The organism is Proteiniclasticum aestuarii (assembly GCF_017368455.1).
In the GTDB taxonomy this organism is placed as follows: Bacteria; Bacillota; Clostridia; order Clostridiales; family Clostridiaceae; genus Proteiniclasticum; species Proteiniclasticum aestuarii.
On the sequence record NZ_JAFNJU010000006.1, the window covers coordinates 68,025 to 88,526 of the forward strand.

Annotated in this window: 18 protein-coding genes; 17 read left to right on the forward strand and 1 reads right to left on the reverse strand. The window is 47.1% G+C overall.

The annotated features are described in order from the left end of the window. Nucleotides 1-94: 94 nt before the first annotated feature. The 9 genes from J3A84_RS08785 to J3A84_RS15515 all read left to right on the forward strand — a co-directional run bounded on the left by J3A84_RS08785 (nt 95) and on the right by J3A84_RS15515 (nt 8,109). A complete protein-coding gene (locus J3A84_RS08785) occupies nt 95-1,072 on the forward strand; it encodes a helix-turn-helix domain-containing protein (protein ID WP_207599644.1) in 978 nt (325 codons plus the stop codon). A gap of 401 nt (nt 1,073-1,473) precedes the next feature. After that, on the forward strand, nt 1,474-1,941 hold the full coding sequence (locus J3A84_RS08790; protein WP_207599645.1) for a nuclear transport factor 2 family protein: 468 nt from the start codon (nt 1,474-1,476) through the stop codon (nt 1,939-1,941). Nucleotides 1,942-1,951: 10 nt separating this feature from the next. Then, nucleotides 1,952-2,893, forward strand: a complete 942-nt coding sequence (locus tag J3A84_RS08795; RefSeq protein ID WP_207599646.1) for an SDR family oxidoreductase — start codon at nt 1,952-1,954, stop codon at nt 2,891-2,893. Then, the gene (locus J3A84_RS08800) at nt 2,890-4,491 is read left to right on the forward strand and encodes a phytoene desaturase family protein (RefSeq protein ID WP_207599647.1); all 1,602 of its coding nucleotides are present in this window, start codon (nt 2,890-2,892) and stop codon (nt 4,489-4,491) included. The genes J3A84_RS08795 and J3A84_RS08800 overlap by 4 nt, the downstream gene beginning before the upstream one ends. Further along, nucleotides 4,488-5,024, forward strand: coding sequence for a flavodoxin domain-containing protein (locus tag J3A84_RS08805; protein WP_207599648.1), 537 nt, complete (start codon nt 4,488-4,490; stop codon nt 5,022-5,024). The genes J3A84_RS08800 and J3A84_RS08805 overlap by 4 nt, the downstream gene beginning before the upstream one ends. 179 nt (nt 5,025-5,203) lie before the next feature. After that, the gene (locus tag J3A84_RS08810) at nt 5,204-5,890 is read left to right on the forward strand and encodes a DUF969 domain-containing protein (protein ID WP_207599649.1); all 687 of its coding nucleotides are present in this window, start codon (nt 5,204-5,206) and stop codon (nt 5,888-5,890) included. Nucleotides 5,891-5,893: 3 nt separating this feature from the next. Continuing rightward, nucleotides 5,894-6,823, forward strand: coding sequence for a DUF979 domain-containing protein (locus tag J3A84_RS08815; RefSeq protein ID WP_207599650.1), 930 nt, complete (start codon nt 5,894-5,896; stop codon nt 6,821-6,823). A gap of 42 nt (nt 6,824-6,865) precedes the next feature. Then, nucleotides 6,866-7,510, forward strand: a complete 645-nt coding sequence (gene pcp, locus J3A84_RS08820; RefSeq protein ID WP_207599651.1) for a pyroglutamyl-peptidase I — start codon at nt 6,866-6,868, stop codon at nt 7,508-7,510. A gap of 455 nt (nt 7,511-7,965) precedes the next feature. Further along, on the forward strand, nt 7,966-8,109 hold the full coding sequence (locus J3A84_RS15515) for a DUF3825 domain-containing protein (protein WP_207599797.1): 144 nt from the start codon (nt 7,966-7,968) through the stop codon (nt 8,107-8,109). 436 nt (nt 8,110-8,545) lie between these two features. Here J3A84_RS15515 and J3A84_RS08830 read toward each other — a convergent pair whose 3' ends face one another. Then, nucleotides 8,546-9,160, reverse strand: a complete 615-nt coding sequence (locus J3A84_RS08830) for a YitT family protein (RefSeq protein ID WP_207599652.1) — start codon at nt 9,158-9,160, stop codon at nt 8,546-8,548. A 721-nt stretch (nt 9,161-9,881) separates the two neighbouring features. On the opposite strand from J3A84_RS08830, the gene J3A84_RS08835 reads away from it, so the two are divergent. The 8 genes from J3A84_RS08835 to J3A84_RS08870 all read left to right on the forward strand — a co-directional run bounded on the left by J3A84_RS08835 (nt 9,882) and on the right by J3A84_RS08870 (nt 19,847). Continuing rightward, the gene (locus J3A84_RS08835) at nt 9,882-11,033 is read left to right on the forward strand and encodes an iron-containing alcohol dehydrogenase (protein WP_207599653.1); all 1,152 of its coding nucleotides are present in this window, start codon (nt 9,882-9,884) and stop codon (nt 11,031-11,033) included. A gap of 376 nt (nt 11,034-11,409) precedes the next feature. Then, a complete protein-coding gene (locus J3A84_RS08840; RefSeq protein WP_207599654.1) occupies nt 11,410-12,936 on the forward strand; it encodes a PRD domain-containing protein in 1,527 nt (508 codons plus the stop codon). A gap of 115 nt (nt 12,937-13,051) precedes the next feature. Next, on the forward strand, nt 13,052-13,768 hold the full coding sequence (locus J3A84_RS08845) for a ribulose-phosphate 3-epimerase (RefSeq protein WP_207599655.1): 717 nt from the start codon (nt 13,052-13,054) through the stop codon (nt 13,766-13,768). Nucleotides 13,769-13,831: 63 nt separating this feature from the next. Beyond that, nucleotides 13,832-14,641, forward strand: a complete 810-nt coding sequence (locus J3A84_RS08850) for an HAD family hydrolase (RefSeq protein WP_207599656.1) — start codon at nt 13,832-13,834, stop codon at nt 14,639-14,641. A 40-nt stretch (nt 14,642-14,681) separates the two neighbouring features. After that, nucleotides 14,682-15,110, forward strand: a complete 429-nt coding sequence (locus tag J3A84_RS08855) for a heme-binding protein (protein WP_207599657.1) — start codon at nt 14,682-14,684, stop codon at nt 15,108-15,110. Continuing rightward, a complete protein-coding gene (locus J3A84_RS08860; protein ID WP_207599658.1) occupies nt 15,103-16,443 on the forward strand; it encodes a M20/M25/M40 family metallo-hydrolase in 1,341 nt (446 codons plus the stop codon). Before J3A84_RS08855 ends, J3A84_RS08860 begins: the two co-directional genes overlap by 8 nt. A gap of 409 nt (nt 16,444-16,852) precedes the next feature. After that, nucleotides 16,853-18,442, forward strand: a complete 1,590-nt coding sequence (locus J3A84_RS08865) for a PTS transporter subunit EIIC (protein WP_207599659.1) — start codon at nt 16,853-16,855, stop codon at nt 18,440-18,442. A gap of 367 nt (nt 18,443-18,809) precedes the next feature. Continuing rightward, on the forward strand, nt 18,810-19,847 hold the full coding sequence (locus J3A84_RS08870; protein ID WP_207599660.1) for an NAD-dependent epimerase/dehydratase family protein: 1,038 nt from the start codon (nt 18,810-18,812) through the stop codon (nt 19,845-19,847). Nucleotides 19,848-20,502 lie beyond the last annotated feature (655 nt).

Here is a 20,502-nt window from a genome sequence, read left to right on the forward strand (position 1 = left end):
CAATAGCAATCCGGACAATTAACTTAGCTTGATTGTCATATTATTATCATGATAGAATGATGGGACAATGAAACCCCACAGGAGGAGACAGTGGATGAAGCAGGAATGCATCGATGTATTCAAAGACCATGACCTGCCCTTTGCGTGCTATTTCAACGCGGACATGAACCATGAGGAGACCACCCATGACGAGATCGAATTCGTCTGGCTTCTGGAGGGCAGTGCCACCATCTGGTGCGAGGGGGAAACCTACCATCTGCTGCCCGATACGGTATTCATCTTCTATGTGCATCAGCGTCATGCCATGCGCTCTGAGGATAAAACCATCTCCGCTTCCTTTCGGTTCCGGAAGGACTACCTGAAGAGTCTGCATCTCTATTTTGAACGACTACCCTTCCGGAATCGGGTGTTCTCCTTTGACGAACTGGCCCATAAATACCCGGAAGTGCCGCTGATCATGTATCAGCTCATTAAACTGATGCAGTCTCCGGGGTCTTCCATGCATACAAGATATCAGCTCATCGGATACTACAACATGTATGTGTTTGATCTCTACTCCGTCCGCCTCAAGGAGAAGTATCTGGACATCAAGAAGAAGAACTATGACACCTATCTGGACAGGCTTACGAGGATCAGCGCCTATGTGGAAAGCTGTTACAAAGAGAAGATCACCCTGGAGGCCTTGGGAAAAGTTGCGGGCATCAGTCCTTCCCGGCTGTCCCATTTCATCCGGGAAAGACTGGGTATCTCCTTCCAGGAGTACCTCTTGAAAGTCCGCCTGGAAAAAGCGCTCCATGCATTAAAGCATACGGAACTGCCCATCAGAGACATCGTCCGGGACTGTGGCTTCAGTGACCAGAAGTATCTCAACGCCATTATGAAGGAACTGTTTCACCTGACGGCTTATCAGTACCGGAAGATCATGAAGGACGAGATTCATTTCGGAATCAGGGATTTCAACTATCCGGACATGCTCCATGAATTCACGAAAAAACTGCATCAGATCCGAGATGGGGAAAAGAAATCTTCTACAGCTCATGAACAGGGCTCTGGCGCTTTGATGGAACAATAGCTGGAGTCAGTGGGAGACAGGAGCAGAAGCGTCGAAATGAAGAATTGGATTCACCCATTGTGCCGGTTGGCACTGATCCCATAGGCCACGGGATAACAATATCGGTTATTTAAGGAAAGGCTGATGAGCTTTGGCTGGTATCAGATCTTCTTTTCATGGAAGAGAACGGACTGCCCATCCTGTGATTGAATAAAGGAAGTCGCTTCAGTGACTACAGGAATAGGATAGATATTTCTTCAGGACCCAATGTGGAAGTCAGTATGTCCAGATTGCCATTTGGGACAGATCTGAGAAAAATACTGGGAAAATTGTCCGGTTGAGGGTAAAATAAGAGTAGGATGAATTGCCTGAATATTGGGAAATATGAAGGGGTTCAGAATCACATAAAGGGGAGGGAGTTCATGTACATTTCTGATATAGAAGAGATCCGCGAAAGCAGCAGGCCGTCCATAGAGGAAATCAGGACCCAGTGGTCCAGAACCTACAGCAGAGAAGGAAAGCCGGACTGGTCCCATATTTTTCCCTATTATCATGAGGACATCGTCTTTCAGGATTCCATCCAGAGGATTGAAGGGAAAGAGGACTTTGTGGCCATGTGCAGAAGACTCACAAAGCGGTGTCGAAGTCTTCATATGGAGATCCATGAAATGACGGAAGAGGGGAACACCATCATGATGGACTGGACTATGACCATGTCTTTCCGCATGTTTCCCTCCAGTCCCATCTATGGAGCCACGAAACTGCTTTTCAACGAGGAGGGGCAGATTATCCACCAGAGAGACTACTATGATCTCTGGGGAGACATCTACGACGGCATTCCATTCTATAAACCGTTTTATCGATGGTACATGAGAAAATTTTTCGGGTAAGGTGAGCAGTATGAGATTTGAACTACCAGAAGAACTGGTCTTTCTGAAAAACGGAAGAGCAAAGCAGAAAAAAAGCACCACTTCCATGAAGGGGAAAACGGCCGTGGTCACAGGCGCCACCTCCGGTGTCGGCTATGAAGCGGTGAAAGCCCTGGCTGCGGGTGGGTGCCGGATTATCCTTGTTGCAAGAAACGAGCGGAAAGCCCAGGCGGTGAAGGAAGAACTGGAGAAGAAGTATGCCGTCTCCGTAGCGTATTACATCGCAGACTTTTCAGACCTAGCATCCGTAAGAGCGGCAGCTGAGGAGATTCTGAAAGACCAGGAGAAGATCCATGTGCTGGTCAACAGCGCAGGCATTCATTCCACAAAGAAGACCTATACCAGAGACGGCTTTGAGAAGGTCTTCTGCGTAAATCATCTGGGCTCTTTTCTTCTGACTCGAATGCTTCTGGAGAGAATGAAGGCATCATCTCCATCAAGAATCATCCAGGTGAACTCCGAAGGACACCGGTTCAATGGACTGGACCCGGAGGATCTCAATTGGCACAGGAGAATCTATACAGGTCTTCGAGGCTACGGGGCTTCCAAGACCGCCCAGCTGTTGACGGTGTGGCAGATGGCAGAAGAACTAAAAGGCACCGGCGTCACCATCAACGCCATGCATCCGGGCGGAGTCCGGACCGGCATCGGCAGCAACAATGGCTTTCTGTACAGATGGTTTCTGCGCCATGTCACCTGGCATTTCCTGAAGGATCCTGTGATCTCCGGAGAAGCGGTCTATTACCTGGCTTCCGCACCGGAGATGGAGGATGTCAGCGGAAAGTTCTACAATCTCACCGTGGAAGAGAAACCGGCGAAACATGCCTTAAGCAGAAAGAATCAGAAAAAGATCTGGGAAAAGAGTCTGGACATGACAGGTCTGAGCGAAGAGAAAAGGACGGATGCGATATGAGATATGATGCGATCATTGTAGGAGGAGGCATAGCAGGTCTCACCAGTGCCGCCTTTCTGTCAAAGGAAGGCTACAAGGTGCTGCTTCTGGAAAAGGAGAAACAAGTGGGCGGCCTTGTGAATTCATTTACCGTAGACGGCTTTCTTTATGATGCAGGTGCCAGGGGCATCGTGGATTCAGGCATCGTGAAGCCCATGCTCAAGGCACTGGACCTTCAGGTGGAGTTTCAGAAAAGCATCGTGACCATCGGGATTGAAGATGCCTTTGTGAAGGTGGAGAATCTGGAGAGTCTCAAGGCGTACAGAAATCTTCTTGCAAAGCTCTATCCCGAAAGCGAAAATGACATCGATGAAATCATGAAGCGGATCCGCCAGGTCATGGACTACATGGATGTGCTCTATGGCATTGAAAATCCCCTCTTCAAGGATCTGAAAAAGGACAGGGAGTATCTCCTGAAGACCCTGATGCCCTGGACAGTAAGGTTTCTTCGAAAAGCCCGGAAGATCAAGAGCTACAATCAGCCGGTCTATGACTATCTGGATGCCATCACAGAGAACAAGTCCCTGGTAGACATCATCAGTCAGCATTTCTTCCAGGAGACGCCGGCCTCCTTTGCCCTCAGCTATTTCAGTCTGTATCTGGACTATGAATATCCCCTGGGAGGAACAGGCCAGCTTGCTGAAAGGATGAGAGAGCGGATCCTTGAATCAGGAGGACGCATAGAAACGGAATCGGAAGTGAGGAAAATCCATGTGGACAGCAGAACCCTTCTGGATCAGAAAGGGAGAACCCATGCCTACGACCAGCTCATCTGGGCGGCAGACCAGACGAAGCTCTATGAGGCTGTGGACATGAATAAGGTGGGAAAGGATGAGGTGAAGGGGAGAATCGAAGAGAGAAAAAGCCTCCTTGAAGGAAAACGCGGAGGCGACTCCATTTACTCCATGTTCCTGGCCGTAGACCTTCATCAGGACTTCTTCAGGAGAAGATCCACAGGTCATATGTTCTATACGCCCCGGAAGGAGGGGCAGTTTCAGGTGTTTTCAGGCCTTCAGGAAATCCGCGCTTCCAAGAAGAAAGAGGAGATTCTAGAGTGGATGAATGACTACCTGGAGTACACCACCTATGAGATCGCCATTCCATCCCTTAGGGATCCGCGCCTGGCTCCCGAAGGGAAAACGGGACTCATCATCAGCGTCCTCATGGACTACGACTTCATACGAAACATCAGAGACCTGGGATTCTACGAAGCGTTCAAAGACTTCTCGGAGAAGAAGATCCTGGACATTCTGGATCAGCATCTCTATAAAGGCATAAAGGATGCGGTGATTCATCGTTTCAGCTCCACGCCATTAACCATCGAGAGGCTCAGCGGAAACCACGATGGAGGCATCACGGGATGGGCCTTCACCAATGATGGGATACCTTCCGTCTCCGAAATGACGAAGATCACCCAGTCGGTCCTGACCCCCATACCGGATGTGCTGCAGGCAGGCCAGTGGACCTACAGTCCCTCGGGCGTACCCATCAGCATTCTTACAGGAAAGATCGCCGCTGACCGTGCATCAAAAGCCCTCACGAAAGGAAGAAAGAGATGAAAAACATAGTGCTCTATAAAAGCAGGTATGGCAATACGAAACAGTACGCAACCTGGATGGCGGAAGCCCTTCAGTGGGAACTGAGAGACTTTTCCGATTTCAGAAAGAGCGAAATCGGTGACTACGAAGGAATCATCTTCGCCACAGGCGTCTATATGGGGAAAATGAATGCCCTTGCCAAAGCGCTGCAGTGGTTCGAGAATAAACCCATCGTCATCGTTGCCTGTGGAGGCAACAACAATGACCCCGATGAGATCGAGGTCATCAGGAAGCGCAACTTCACCGAGTCCCAGCTTGCCTTTCACCGGTTCTTCTACGTGCCCGGAGGGGTGGACTTCTCCAAGGTGAAAGGACCCTTCCGTCTCATGCTGGGGGTGTTCCGAAAAGTCATGGAAAGGAAGAATAACAGGACAGCCGATGAGGACGCCATTCTGGAAGGATTCACAAACCCCACGAACTTTGTGGACAGGAAGTATATCGAGCCCATTCTGGAGGCTGTCCGGAATGCATCTTCCGGAGAAGGTAAAGTCTGAGACCGGTCTTTAAAATGTGAAATATTCATCACCTCCTGTTATTTTTTATCAAACCAGCGAAAATATGAACAAGAATCAGACGAAATATTATTGCAAATGTTTTCTGAATATTGTTGAACATATGGGCCAGTGATATAATAAGTTATGCTCGAAAAGAGCAGGAAGGAGCGTGTAACAATATGGAAGCCTTAAAACTCATCGGTGTTCTTGTGGTGGTTCTCGGATTCGCCTTCAAGAAAGACACCATCGCAACAGTTGTCGTCGCAGGCGTCGTCACAGGTCTTGTGGCAGGTATGACGCCCATGGAGATTCTGGAGGTGCTCGGAAATTCCTTCATCACCCAGAGAACCGCCACACTGTTTGTTCTGACACTGCCCGTCATCGGAATCAGTGAACGATACGGTCTCAAGGACAAGGCCGTGGATTTCATCGGCAGCATCAAAGGAGCCACCACCGGTAAGGTCCTGTCCATCTATCAGGCCATTCGTGCCGCTGCCGCCGCTTTCTCCGTAAGACTGGGTGGACATCCTCAGTTCATCAGACCGCTCGTCAATCCTATGGCTCAGGCTGCCGCCATCGCGAAGTACGGCAAGTTCGAGACCAAGACGGAAGATGAAATCAAAGGTGCTGCCGCCGCATCGGAAAACTACGGAAACTTCTTTGCGCAGAATGCCTTCATGGGTGCATCAGGAACTCTTCTCATCGTGAGCACCATGGCAGAGCAGGGGTACACGGAAGTCACAGCGCTGAACATCGCCCTATGGTCCATTCCAATCGCTGTGATCTCAGTCATTCTTGGTTTCATCAAGAATTATCTGCTGGACAAGAAGCTTGCCGCAAGACTTTCCAACAAGAAGGAGGTATAGCAGATGGATCTTAATACAGGAATCGGCGAATTTTTCTACATCATCATCGGAATCATATTCATCATCTGCGGAATCTACGCATTAAAGGACAAAGCACTGAAAACAAGAATTCCTACGGCCATCTTCTGGTTTATTCTGGCGTTCACCTTCATCGTGGGACCTCATATTCCTCGCTGGATCACAGGCGTCTGTATTCTCATCATCGCAGCCCTCACATCCACAAATCAGGTGAAGCAGCCCAAGACCGACGTGCCTACGGAAGAATTCACCCGTAAAAGTGCGGACAGAATCGGGAACAAGATCTTCATCCCAGCGGTTTCGCTGGCAGTGGTCGCCGTGGGCGTCGCCTATGTTCTGGTGGAACTGGGACTCAGCACGAACCATGCCATCGGTATTTCCGCCGCCATCGCACTGGTCATCGCTTTCCTCATCACCAAAGCGCCCGCCAAGTATGCGGTTGTGGATGGTACAAGGCTCATGATGAACGTGGGACCTGTGGGAATCCTTCCTCAGCTTCTGGCAGCACTGGGTGCACTGTTCACCGCAGCTGGCGTCGGAACCGTCATCGCCAGTGGCGTGGCCACGGTCATTCCTGACGGAAGCAGATTCATCGGCGTTGTGGCCTACTGCCTGGGCATGGCGCTGTTCACCATCATCATGGGGAACGGGTTTGCCGCTTTCTCCGTCATTACAGTGGGCATCGGTATTCCATTTGTCATCCTGCAGGGCGCAAACCCCATCGTAGTAGGTGCCCTGGGCCTTACAGCAGGATACTGTGGAACCCTTCTGACCCCTATGGCGGCGAACTTCAACATCATGCCGGCAGCGCTCCTGGAGACGGAAGACAAGTATGCCATCATCAAGTCCCAGGCACCTATGGCTGCAGTCATGCTCGTGGTCCATATCTTCCTGATGTACTTCCTGGCGTTCTAAAGAAAGAAAACTTTCACACTGACCAAAGGAGGTCGATAAACCATGAAAATACTCGTAACAGCTTTTGATCCGTTTGGCGGTGAATCCATCAATCCCGCTCTGGAAGCGGTGAAGCTTATGAAAGACACCATTGAAGGGGCAGAAATCGTGAAACTGGAGATTCCCACGGTGTTTCGAAAATCCATCGACAAGACCAGGGAAGCCATCGAAAAGGAAAACCCTGATGTGGTCCTCTGCGTCGGACAGGCAGGCGGACGCTTTGAGGTGACACCAGAGCGTGTGGCCATCAATGTGGACGATGCCAGAATACCCGACAATGAGAACAATCAGCCCATTGATGTGCCCATCTATGAAGATGGAGAGCCTGCTTACTTCTCCACCCTGCCTGTGAAGGCCATGGTGGAAGCCATCAGGAGTGAAGGGCTGCCATCGTCTCTTTCAAACTCCGCAGGAACCTTCGTCTGCAACCACATCATGTACGGAGTACTCTATACCATCGATAAGATGGGTAAAGACATCCGCGCAGGATTCGTCCATGTGCCGTTTATTCCTCAGCAGGTGGCAAGAAGACCTGCCCCAGCGCCTTCCATGTCCATGGAAGACATTGCCAGGGCGCTGGAAGCTGCCGTGTCCGCCATTGTGAAGAATGAGGAAGACATTGTGGCCGTGGGCGGGAAAATCGACTAGTATATATAATCATGATCGAATAAGAGGTTCGTCATTTCTTTGGAGTGACGAACCTCTTATTTTATTATCGCCATGAAACGTAGCTCCCCCTGGAGCTGCCAGCAATGTAACATCTTTTCAGAAATGTTCTTAGCTGAGTAGGTTTTGAGGGACTGTTTGTCATACATAGTTCAAGGTATTGTATCCATCAAATCGAGTGAAGCTAGACATTTTTATGATGTCAATGTGAAAGGAGCAAAAATAGGAATAACGAATCAGCTCAGTATCTTTCCACAGTAATTCGTTCTGTGCACAGTATCCATGGCAGAGTTTTCCTATAGCGTACTGACAAAGCCACCGCTTTATCTCTGGGACTCGATCATCACTCAGAGATGAGAAAGAAAGAGCTTCTCAAGAGGAAAGACATTCCGTCTGATGCGGAAAATGAAGATAAATAGAGGAACCCATATTATCGAATTTGGCGTAATTATTTTCAATTTACATACAAACGATTGTCTGAAGAAGGAAAGATTCTGGAATCGAAAGATGGAGAATATCGATGTATGAATACAGGTCTGCTAGAATCCGATTCTATCTGGGAAGAAGAAATTTCAGGTTGACTACGGGACAACATCACTATATAATAATTTAAGAAGACAGATTAATAAGATAAAAAATAAAATACATAAGAGAACAATAGAAAATAATACGCTAAAATGAAATGCAGAATAAAATACAAGATAATAATACAAAGTTTACGAGAGCAGAGACATCTGCTCTCTATTTATTTGATATGAATTTGGGTTCATTGACAATATCATATGAAAATAATGTATATTGATCATTACGGACATGCTTGTTGAGAAGATACTGGATCAGGGGGTCACTGCTTGAAGAATATCCTGCCATAAACATAAAATGCTCTGGAAGCAGCCATGTACTGCTGCTTCCAGAGCATTTTATGTGGTTAATCGCTTTGATTGCATAAAGAGGATGCAAGTATAGTATGCCTCCTGGAGAAAGCAGTCTAGATTCTCAAGAAGACTTCACCGCAGCTTAAGACTGAAGAGTGACTTCAGCCCTAGGCTGAGAAAATCTTCTGGTGATGAAGCCTATACTGCTGATGATGACGAACAATGATATCAGTGAATAAACAGATACCATGTAGTTTCTGCTGATCAGTCCGGATCCGATGATCACAATTCCGTCAAGAATGAACAGAATGACCGGCAGTTTCAGCTTTGTCATGACTTTGTTGATCAGCATAGCCAGAAGATCCGTTCCTCCAGTGGCGCAGCCTCTGATAATGGCAATGCCGATGGAAATGCCTACAAGAAGGCCCCCAAGTACTCCCGCAAGTAGAAGGTTACTTGTCACATGGGTCTGAGGGATGATTTTCAGAAATAGCGGCGCGGTGAGTGTGATATATAGTGTTTTAATCCCAAAACTCTTTCCGAGAAACAAGATCCCCATGATGAGCAGAGGTACAGATATGCCAAGGGAAACATATTCAACCGGGAATCCAGTCAAGGCATTTACCACGATGGACATTCCTGTGATTCCACCCGGAGCAAGCGTGTGCTCTTTGAAGAACAGCATGACGGCTAGTGCCATCAGAAGGCTTGAAAATGTGATGAGGATATAATCTAAAATGAACTCATTTTTTTGCATGATAGGATCTCCTTACTTGTTATGATCATCTGATTGCTGTGACATGGGCATATTTTCGCATCAATAGATTTTTATTAGCCCAATGTATTGGAGTAGATTTTTATCCTGAACCACTCCTTCACAGCGTCAACTGAAAACTGTGAAATTGAAATGCTAATTAATGATAACGTGGGTGATCCATGCAGTCAATGACCATGGTATACATCATATTTACCTTTTCAATATGGTGAAAAATACATTATGGGATGTCAGCGCCTTCAGGGCTGGCAGTACAGGAAGGACTGCTGTAACCAAATAGGAACATAGAATCAGAAAGATGCAAGGAAACCGAAAGGAAAACATAGAGGGAGACAGAGCAGATTGCTACGGTGCATTCTTCCTGCTGGTGCTGGAAGAATGCAGATTAATGTGAAGCAATAAGTGAAGGGGATGAAGAGGATGGTCAGGAGCCGTAATCCGGCAGAAGGCAGTTATGAGACACTTCTTGGGAACAGATACAAGCGAGGAGATAGAAACCACAGAATCATGGTGTTGTTCGCAATGAAATGGTCAAGGCCTGTATAGGATAAAAAGGGATGAGATGGCGGCAGATTGACTATAAATTGCTATATTGTTCAGGCAATGATTGTCCTTGGCATTCGGTTGAAAGTTCTGGAAATAGTTAATATAATCGTAAAGAAACCTATAAACGGAAAATATACCATAAATGGAGGCGAAGCAATTGTTTCATTACTTTCAACCAACAAGAATACATTTCGGACTGGGAGAGCTGGAAAACCTGGCAAAGATCTCTGCGCCCTATGGAAAAAAATGTCTCCTTGTCACAACGCCAAATGTCATGCCGCTGGATAAGCTCTTTGACAGAGTCAAGAATATCCTTTCCGGATCCAATATAGATGTGGTCCATTTCGATAAAGTACTGCCCAATCCCACCTGCGATATGGTGAAGGAAGGGCTTCTTCTAGCCAATGAAAACAAAGTCGATTTTGTATTGTCCGTAGGAGGCGGGTCCAGTATGGATACAGCCAAGATCATCGCCTTGAATTATGGACTAGATGATATCGATTGGGATACGCTTTTTGCTACAGGGTCCAGCCCTTTCAGCAAGCAGGAAGTTGTGAGTCAGAAGAAACGGTCATTACTTCTGGTTCCGACCACATCGGGAACAGGAAGCCAGGTGACACAGGCAGCGGTGATCACCAGAGGTTCTGAAAAGGTAACGATCTTCCATCAGGACAACTTTGCCGATGAGTGCATCATCGATCCGGAACTCATGAAAACACTTCCACCTAGAATCACGGCTTCAACAGGATTTGATGCGTTCACCCATGCTTTTGAAAGCTACATCAGCAGGAGAGCATCTGTCCTGACGGAAATCCAGGGAGTGAAGGCCATGGAACTTGTGATTGAGAACCTGCCCAAAGTACTGGCGGATGGACAAAATTCCGAATACAGAGAAAAACTCGCCATGGCCGATACCTTGGCAGGAAGCAGTCTGGCCAATGCAGGGGCAGCCGCTCCACATCCACTAGGAGAAATCATCGGCGGCCTGACAAACATTTCCCATGGGGAAACACTGGCCATTGTATTCCCTGCATTCATAAAGAGCAGCCGAGCGGCCAATGAAGAGAAGTTTGCCCATGTTGCTCGATTATTCAACAAGGAACTGGAGAAAGCAGATGACAGACAGGCATCGGAAGCCTTATATGATGAGATTGTAGGATTTCTTCAGACCATAGGTCTCTATAAGAACCTGAGAGACTTCGGGGTGAGTGAAGCACAACTTGAAGAAATCATGGATCATCCGGTTCTAGGCGTCCTGCCTTTCGCAGGGAAAGAGGAACTGCAGGAAATGCTCAGAAAGTCCTTTTAGAGGACGAAGGGATCATCAGGTCTTCAAAAAGGAACAGAATCGATAGATAACATCAGCATACGAGCCTGGACATGGCAGTGTCCAAGGTTCGTATGTTTTTATTGGAAGCAATATGGAACAAAAACCACACTGCATGATATGATAGAAAAAAGGTGTTCCACCTGGAAATGTGAGGGTAAGGGCCATTGCAGATCGAGCATTTATCATGCTGAAGATACATCTGCATTGAGAAACCTGTATCCTGAAGTCAGGACAGAAATAGACCGTGTCGATGTTACTACGTGTAAATAACACCATCAGAAGGAGTGAACCCGGAGAATGTTGAGGTTCAGCGCTTCTTGAAACAAATGGCGTACCTGGGAAGAAGGAGGACTATGTGAAAGAGGATCGGATCGTTAAGATATTGAAAATACTGATTGAAAATCAGGATTATATGACCATGCAGACTTTATCGAAGAAGCTCAGTGTATCCCCCAAGACCATTCAGCTGGATCTGGCAAAACTGGAAGACTGGCTTCAAGGAAAAGAACTGAAGCTCGTGCGTAAGACAGGTCAGGGGATTCTGCTGGAAGGAGAGATGAATAAAAAACTGGAAATCAGAAAAGACATTGAAATCGATCGTAAGATCGAATCCGACTATACGCCAAGCAGCAGAGTGAATTATATCGCCATGCGCCTTCTGGCGAGCTCCGATGAGGTGAGAATCTATGACCTGGCAGACAGTCTGTTTTCCAGTAGAGCCACCATTCAGAAAGACCTGGAAAGAGTAAGTAAGCTGCTGGCGCAGTTTGAGATTACATTAGTCAGGCAGAAAAATCGTGGTCTTCGCATTGAGGGGAAAGAGCGTAAAATCAGAAGCTGTCTTTTAGATCTTCTTCTGAACAGTGGTGAAATCAAGAATGTGGTAGACCTCATTACAGGGACAACAGACGGGAAGGATACAGAAAAGCCTTTTCAAAGTCTGGAGATGACAGGGGAGGATGTGAACCGTTTTATTCATGCCCTGAAAAGAGGGCAGTCAAGCTTCATTGAAGATCTGCCCCTTCAAGCTTTAATCACTGTTTTTCTGATGTCCTTTATCAGCTTTCAGCGCTATAACGAAGGAAAAACCGTGGTTCTTTCCGATCCGTTCACAGAAAGCCTCAAAGGGGATGCTTTCCGGAATGAAGTGGACCATCTGGCCCATGTCATCGACGAGGAATATGGCGTAAAGCTTCCAGAGGATGAAAAAAGCTTTCTCCAGGTTTATTTCCTAAGTCAGAGCAGATATGGAGAGCGGCATAAAGCGGATCAGGAAGAAGCGAAGAAGCTCTCAGGAAGCCTTGTCAAGTACTGGGAGCAATGCTTAGGGCATACCCTGGAACAGAAGGAAAAGCTCCTGGAATCACTCACTGCACACCTCATACCAGCGCTGACAAGGTTTCGTCATGGAATCTACATGGAAAACCCCATCCTGTCGGAAATCAGAGAGATTCATAAAAACACCTTTCAGATCGTAAAAAGCGGGAAAGAGATTATTGAAGCTCGTTATAAAAACCAGGTATCCGATGATGAGCTGGGGTTTCTTACCCTGCACCTGGCTGCGGCCATCGATCGGATGAAAACACCTCTTTCCGTACTCCTGGTCAGTCATCTGGGGCTTGGGGTAAGAAATCTTCTGGAAGAGCGGCTTTCGCGAAAGATTCCAGAAATTAGGATCGAGAAAACAGCCAGTTATTTCTCCATCTATGATCAGGACCTGGAAGGCATTGATCTTGTCTTCACCACCATCGAGCTGAAAGGCATAACGGAAGTGCCTGTACTGCATCTGAATCCACTATTTGACAGCAAAGATACGGACATACTGAGAAAGCTTGTGAAACCATTTTTCGACAGAAAGAATGATCCCTACCGGCTGAGATGATTACTTATTTTTTACCATATCATTACAGTATGCATTGCCGTGTTTCACCGGTTGCCATGGGCTTTTGTATGCTCTAAAATGGAGTTAATGAAACGGAAAAATGGAGGAACAGGAAATGAAACATATTAAAATTGCAGCAGGTCTTGCGCATGTCAATTACGGTCGTATTGCGGATGTGGTGAAGGAAGTCAGTGAAGCGGGTGTAGACATCATCCATTCAGATGCCGCAGACATGCATGATCTTCAGAACATGAAGCTCATGGGCGGGCATCAGATTGTGAGCGCCATCAGACCTGAAACGGAGCTGCCCATAGAAAATCACATCTATACCGTCAGCATGGACAAGATGTACATTGAACAGATGTATGATGCCGGGGCCAACATGATTATTATTCCCGCAGAGCATTTCATCGGAGCACAGCTGGCCTACATCATCAACTGGTGCAGAGAAAGAAACATGAAAGTGGGACTGACCATCGGCTGTTATGCACCACTCAGCTTTGTAGAAGAGTCCATCTATGACATAGACAGACTGCATATCGTCACCCACGGAGTGGATGAGACCGATGGACTGGACAACTGGGGATGGAGAAAGAGTGTACTAGACCTTGTAAGAAGAGCGAGGAAAATGATTGATGAGAAAAACCCGCGCTGTGAATTGGCCATAGATGGTGGACTGAGAGCAGACAACATGGACCTGCTCATTGAATGCAATCCGGATGTCATCGTCTTGTCTTCCGCGATCTTTAAAGATCCAGAAGGCTACAGCGCTGGCGTAAGAAGATGCAGAGCAGCCATCGATCAAGCGGCAAAAAAATTCAACCTGGAATAATAGAAGCAGAAATTGGGTTCCTTCGGAATCCTTTTTTTGCATGAAAGGGATGTGAGCATAAATATGAAGCAGCAGAGAAAAAGCAGGATTACCATGGTGGTATCGGATTTGGATGGTACGCTGTTGTCCTCAGATGGAACCCTCTCCAAAGAAAACAGAGATGCGGTAAGACGATTCCTGGCAAAAGGGCATCGCTTCTATCTGGCCACGGGAAGGCCATACGCCTTTGCCGAGGTCATTCGAAATGAGATTTCAAAAGAAGTCGGGATCATCTCCTATAATGGAGCCTGCATCGAGTATTCAGAGAAAGATGTGGTGAAATATCCCTTACCTGAAGAGACCGTCGGCATGATCGGAGAGAAGCTGAAAGGTTTCTCCGGAGAGGCCTATTTCAAAACCTTTTCCCGGATCTATGCATGGAAGGCCAAAAGTGGTCTGTTTCTCTACCCGGAAGAAATGATTCCGACCGTCCATATTGGCGCCATAGAAGAAATACCAAGGGAGGAGAAGATCCTGAAGATGCTGTTCTATTCCACAGAAAACGCAGAAATCCTGGCGCTCCGAGAGTGTCTTCAGAAGGAACATCACTTTACCCGAACCGATTACGGGAACCTGGGGTTTGAGATCGTCAGTGGAGACCATAATAAGGGGACAGCCCTTCTGGATGTGATGAAAAGGCTCCATGTGCCAAAAGAAGAAGTCCTGGCAGTGGGTGACGGCAGGAATGATGTGGACCTGTTTCACGCGGCCGGATACAGAGTTTCCATGGGAAATGGGGATGAGGTGCTGAAATCCATAGCAGATGAAGAAATCGGTCACCATGACCACGGTGGTATTGCAAAGCTGCTGGATGAGATCATGGCCTCTTCCTGATGCAGAGTAGAAAATGAGATGGTTTAAGGAGAAAGAACATATGAGCAAGATCAATCTGAACACGTTTAATGAAGAGGATGCACTGACAATCCTTGCATACATTCGGGAGATGAACAAGAAAGCGGCGGTGGAAGTTTATGTCAGAGGAAGAAGAGCCCTTCTCTTTATTCCAGATGCCATGGCGCAAGACAAGGAGGACTGGCTAAGAAGAAAACGCAATAGTGTACTTTATTTCGGGCTTTCCACCCAGGCTCTATTTGAAAAGCAGCGGGGGGACGAAGGGAAGATAGAAAGCAAGTATGGGAAATCCATAGCGGATTATACCTTCACACCGGGGGGAATTCCCATCGTCCTTCAGGATGGAGGCATTATCGGTGCACTTTCTGTCACGGGACTTCTTCCGGAGGAAGACCATGCACTGGCTGTATCCCTGATGGAGAGGCTCCTTAAGGAGAAATCCGATGGCTAGAAAGTACCAGAAGCAAATCGAAGGCTATACAGAAGAGTTTTTAAGAGATCTTAAGAACCTGGTGGGCGTGCGCTCCCATAGAGACCTTTCCACGGCGGGAGACAAGGCGCCTTTTGGCGCGGGCATCGCAGAGGCTTTCCAGATGCTGAAGGAAAGAGCGCTGGAGATGGGCTTTCAGGTCCAGGAAGAAGATGGTTATGCCATGGACATCCGAACAGGCGATGCGCATCCCTATATCGGCATTCTTTGTCATATCGACACTGTGGAAGCCATCGAAGAAGAAAAATGGAACAGTGACCCTTATACCCTTACGGAAAGGGAGGGGGTTCTCTATGGCCGCGGTGTCAATGATGACAAAGGACCATTGCTGGCCAATCTCTACGCCATAAAAATCCTTACCGAGGCGAAGAAGCTGAAGTATCCCATCAGGCTCATTGTGGGGGGCGCAGAAGAAACCACCTGGGAATGTATGGAATATTATTTTGCCCGCCACCCGCAACCGCTTTGGGCATACTCACCAGATGGTGATTTTCCCATCGTCAATGGAGAAAAGGGCATCCTCATGGTGGATCTCTGTTTTCCGGGGGAAGGATCCAATGCGTCCAGGGAGATCTCCATTGACCACACTTCAGAAGAAGGGTTCACATTAGAAGCCCTCAGGGTTTCTGGGCGCCTTCTTTCCACTACTGAAGAATTTATCGGAAAACGCGCCATGTCTCGTCACCCAGATCGAGGAGTGAGTCCTTTAAAGGACTTCATGGCCTGGTTTGATCAGGAAAAGCTGGATGCTGTCTTACCTGAGGAGAGTGTGGTGTTAAAGCTTTGCCGTGCTGCAGAGATTCTTTTCGATTCAGAACAGGATCTTCTCGGCTTGCAGGCGGAGGACCCGGAAATGGGGAATAGCTCCCTGGCGCTGACGGGTTTTAAAGGTGATTCAAATGAAGCGCACCTGTCCATAGATATAAGGTATACGAGGGCGCAGTCTCCGGAAAAGATGCTGGAAAACCTGACTACACTGGCAGAAGGCTTCGGTGGAGAAGTGAGGGTGAAAAAAGATCGAAAGCTTTTATATCAGGAGAAAGACTCCAGGCTCATTGCCACCCTGAAAGACGCCTATGAATCCGTCACAGGGGATGCGACGGAAGTGCTGACAAAAGGGGGCGCATCCTATGCCAGAACCTTAGACCATGGGGTGGCCTTTGGTCCTACTTTTCCAGGCGAGACGGCAAACTCCCATCTTGAGAATGAGAGACTGTCGTTACGTTCCATTCAGTGTGCCATGGAGATCTGGATCCAGTCTCTTGAAATCCTGACTGAAGCGAAGTCAGAATAAAATTAGGGTAGAGATGAGACGCATTACCGATCCCATTATTCCACGGTGAGCTGAATACTAAGAAGAAGCCAGAGAGAATGTCATTGACGGCTCTAGAGCATAGAGCCCTCATTAGGATTCCCCCTTCATGATGAACAGCGTTTTCCATATCACTGCTCATCATGAAGGGGGGCTTATTGTTGTAAAGAAAATCTACAGGTATCTCGTTTTCATCTCTTCCGGGAAGCTTTCCGATGGTTCCCTCTCACAGTGTCGCAGGGAACAGACAGACCCTTCCCTGTAAACATCATGGAAGGGAAAGAATAAGTAATAATTACCAGAATGATAAGGTGGTCTTCTTCCCGTTTCGCTATATGGTGCTTATGAAATCGTTATGATAAAATGAATACAAAATAAGGAGGAATGACTAATGAAAAACTTTCAAGCAAAAATTCAGACTTTTGCAGGCGCCATGATGGTACCAATTATTCTATTTGTCCTCGTTGGTTTCTATGTTGGTATCGGTGCTGCATTTACAAACTACATCGTTGAAGAGGGAAGTATCCTTCATACCGTGTTTTCACTGATCACCAGCTTAGGATTCATGTTCATGAACAATCTCCAGATCTGGTTTGCAGTAGGCATCGCATTTGTATTGGCGAAAAAAGAAAAAGGATGGGCAGCTTTCTCCGGAATCATTATGTATTTTTCGCTGCTTACCATCATCAAGACATTTGCTGGCCTACAGGGATTCACCGCTGATACCGTAACCGTGGAAGCGCTTATGAGTGCAGGATACGCGGAGAAAGCAGCGATGAACTTCAATGCGCTGTGGGGCACTGCCCAAGGGATCTTCGGTTACAATATGGGCATCTTCTCCGGCATTCTTTCCGGTATTGCAGCTGCGCTGATCCACAACAAGTGGGTAGACAAAGAGCTTCCTGCCATGCTCGGATTCTTTGCAGGAACGAAATTTGTAGTCATCATGGTTACGCTGATTTCAATCCCCTTTGGTGTTGCAGTATACTACGTCTGGCCTTTCATCGGGATGGCGCTCCAATCCATCACAGGATTCATAGGCGGGTCAGGACTGATCGGTACCTTCGTATTCGGAACCCTGGATAAACTCCTCCTTCCATTTGGCATTCATCACCTGATTGCCTTCCCCATTGAATATTCCAGTGTCGGCGGTACGCTGCTGGTGGATGGTGTGCTGTATGAAGGCGTAAGAAACATCATCAACGGGCAGGCTGCAAGTGCTGAAGCTACAGGATATCTGATTCGAAACTTCACATCAGGAAGAATACTATTCCAGCTTGCAGGACTTCCAGGCGCAGCGTTCGCCATGTATAAAACTGCACGTCCGGAAAACAGAAAGAAAGTCGCATCGATTCTGATCCCTGCAGTCATCACACTGGCGGTGGTAGGAATATCAGAACCCATTGAATATACATTCCTCTTTGTAGCACCTGCTTTATACTTCCTGGTTTATGCGCCATTGGCGGGATTAAGCTATGTAGTTGCAGAACTCGCGCAGATTTCAATCAATGGACATGCACTGCTCTTCATGGTTCCAAACCTGTTCCAGCCTCATAAGGTGCATGCGATTCATCTTCTGTGGTTACTGCCAGTCACATTCTTTGTTTACTTCTTTATCTTCAGGGCAGTGATCGTAAAGTTCAACCTGAAGACACCCGGAAGAGGAGAAAAGGAAGAATCAGTGAAACTCATCAGCAAGAAAGAGTATCGTGAATCTAAAGATACACCGAATGATGAATCTTTAGAAGTGAGAATCATCGAAGCACTAGGTGGCAAAGATAACATTGAAGCAATTTCTGCTTGTGCCACAAGACTTCGTGTAACAGTAAAAGATGAAAGCCAGGTTGCATCAGATGATGCGTTTAAGGATCACCTCGAAGCCATGGGGGTAGTTCATGGCAAGAATTCCATTCAGATCATTTATGGAGTTAGAGTAGGAACGATTCTGACTAAAATCAATGATATTGTGAAGTTTGAATAAAAACCTTACACCCTTATCTATCAGGTAAATGTTCAAACTTCAACAATAGATCCACAGCACTTCCAGACGGAGATGAATCCATCTGGAAGTGCATTTTTTATTGAAGCAAAGTATGAAATGATCAGTGGAATGATCATTCCTGCAGTTCTGTAGTGGCATTATTGCGACCACTTTGAATCCATCCGGTATAAGAGCATGTTCTTCTGGAACGCTGCTATTTTCACGCAAAAAGCCCCGCAGTATGGACAACCTCCACGTCTGTAGTACAATGAAAGCAAGAACAGAAGAGTTGGAAGTGAAGAAATCCATGAAGACGGACAGAATCCCATGCAGGGAATATTATGATTCTTAGAGGGAGATGAACGGGATGAATCAGCTCTATATCGTTACCGGTGCCAATGGACATCTGGGCAATGTGGTGGCCAGAAAGCTTATTGAAAGAAAAGAGCGGGTATGGCTCTTTCTTCTCTATGGAGAAAAGCCCGTGGTGGAGGGGGCGGAGAGAATCTATTATGGCGACGTGACAGAAAAAGAGACGCTTCTTCCGCTTTTTCTGGATGCGGTGGGGGAGAAGGTGGTCTTCATTCACTGTGCAGGCATCGTCTCCATCAAGTCTCCTTTCACAAGGCGCCTCTATGACGTCAATGTGCTGGGAACAAAGAATGTGGCGGATCTCTGCCTGGAATACAAGGTGGAGAAGCTTCTCTACGTCAGCTCTGTCCATGCCATACCGGATAATCTCCATGGAGAAACCATTCAGGAGACTGCAGTATTTGATTACAACAGGGTAGAGGGACACTACGCGAAATCCAAGGCCATGGCCACGAGGTATGTGCTGCAGACAGGCAGAAAAGGACTTCCTGTGAATGTGGTTCATCCCTCCGGGATCATCGGACCCTACGACTTCGGAAGAAGTCATACCACCACGCTTATTGAAGACTTTCTCAATGGCAGACTACGGGCGGTGATGGCTGGGGGATATGATTTTGTGGATGTGCGGGATGTGGCAGATGGTATCCTTTCCTGTGCGGAAAATGGAACACCTGGAGCGTGCTATCTTCTGACCAGCAGATATTACAGCTTGGGGGAACTCTTTGAGATGCTGGCTGAGATCACCGGAAGAAGAAAGCATCTTGCAGTTCTTCCCCTCTGGTTTGTGAAAGGCACGGCCTCCCTGGCGGAGCTCTATTACAAGATGCTGAAGCAGCCGCCCTTATATACCCGATACTCCATCTTCACCCTGGGCACGAATAACCGCTACAGTCATGCCAGGGCAACAAAAGAGCTGGGCTATGCACCCAGAGAGATGAAGGAAACCCTAGAGGACACCTGCAAGTGGCTCTATGAAAGTGGACGGATCCAGGCGACGGGGTTGATGCCGTCCCCTTGGAAGCGGAATGGATAGATTGATATTGCGTTGCTGATGAAGAGGAAGAGTCCACCACAAATCAGAAGAACAGTAGAAGGTTATAGCAGTGCGGAGTCAGGAACATCATCTTGTGAATCAGAGGAGGAAAGAAAATAAGGGAGTATAGAACCATGTATTTCGCTTACGCTTCTTTGTCTTCTGGAGCATCTGGATAGCACAATCCCGCCATCAGATTCGATTTGCCATAACCCATGCATTTATATCCATAAACAAGGCCCAAAATGGGTGCAATCTTTACGCATCCCCTGAAAGATCATACAGAAAGAAGTTTCAATGAGTCTGACATCTCACCTCATGAGTGTCAGGCTCATTTTTCATGGCGTTATTTATGCCTAATATGGTTCTACTCATCCAGGAGAACGTATCAATCTGCAGGTTGATAAGGCTACAAATTTACTGGTACTGACTCCTGAAAAAGGGGGCGATGCGTTGTGCTGAAGAAAAACACGTCATAAAATGGTGAATTATCAATATAACTGGTTAGATTAGTTATATTGATAAATAGACTTATACTGTTGTATTGATAACAAATTTCATGAATTTCGCTGCGAAATTCTTAGTGGATTTTGCTCTTCGTAGGAGAACAGATATGGATCATTGTTCGTGATTCAGGAGGATTCCTCAATATATG

Coding starts and splice junctions, on each gene's coding strand:
- J3A84_RS08785 (WP_207599644.1), top strand. CDS start 95: ATGAAGCAGGAATGCATCGATGTATTCAAAGACCATGACCTGCCCTTT.
- J3A84_RS08790 (WP_207599645.1), top strand. CDS start 1,474: ATGTACATTTCTGATATAGAAGAGATCCGCGAAAGCAGCAGGCCGTCC.
- J3A84_RS08795 (WP_207599646.1), top strand. CDS start 1,952: ATGAGATTTGAACTACCAGAAGAACTGGTCTTTCTGAAAAACGGAAGA.
- J3A84_RS08800 (WP_207599647.1), top strand. CDS start 2,890: ATGAGATATGATGCGATCATTGTAGGAGGAGGCATAGCAGGTCTCACC.
- J3A84_RS08805 (WP_207599648.1), top strand. CDS start 4,488: ATGAAAAACATAGTGCTCTATAAAAGCAGGTATGGCAATACGAAACAG.
- J3A84_RS08810 (WP_207599649.1), top strand. CDS start 5,204: ATGGAAGCCTTAAAACTCATCGGTGTTCTTGTGGTGGTTCTCGGATTC.
- J3A84_RS08815 (WP_207599650.1), top strand. CDS start 5,894: ATGGATCTTAATACAGGAATCGGCGAATTTTTCTACATCATCATCGGA.
- pcp (WP_207599651.1), top strand. CDS start 6,866: ATGAAAATACTCGTAACAGCTTTTGATCCGTTTGGCGGTGAATCCATC.
- J3A84_RS08830 (WP_207599652.1), bottom strand. CDS start 9,160: ATGCAAAAAAATGAGTTCATTTTAGATTATATCCTCATCACATTTTCA.
- J3A84_RS08845 (WP_207599655.1), top strand. CDS start 13,052: ATGAAACATATTAAAATTGCAGCAGGTCTTGCGCATGTCAATTACGGT.
- J3A84_RS08850 (WP_207599656.1), top strand. CDS start 13,832: ATGAAGCAGCAGAGAAAAAGCAGGATTACCATGGTGGTATCGGATTTG.
- J3A84_RS08855 (WP_207599657.1), top strand. CDS start 14,682: ATGAGCAAGATCAATCTGAACACGTTTAATGAAGAGGATGCACTGACA.
- J3A84_RS08860 (WP_207599658.1), top strand. CDS start 15,103: ATGGCTAGAAAGTACCAGAAGCAAATCGAAGGCTATACAGAAGAGTTT.
- J3A84_RS08865 (WP_207599659.1), top strand. CDS start 16,853: ATGAAAAACTTTCAAGCAAAAATTCAGACTTTTGCAGGCGCCATGATG.
- J3A84_RS08870 (WP_207599660.1), top strand. CDS start 18,810: ATGAATCAGCTCTATATCGTTACCGGTGCCAATGGACATCTGGGCAAT.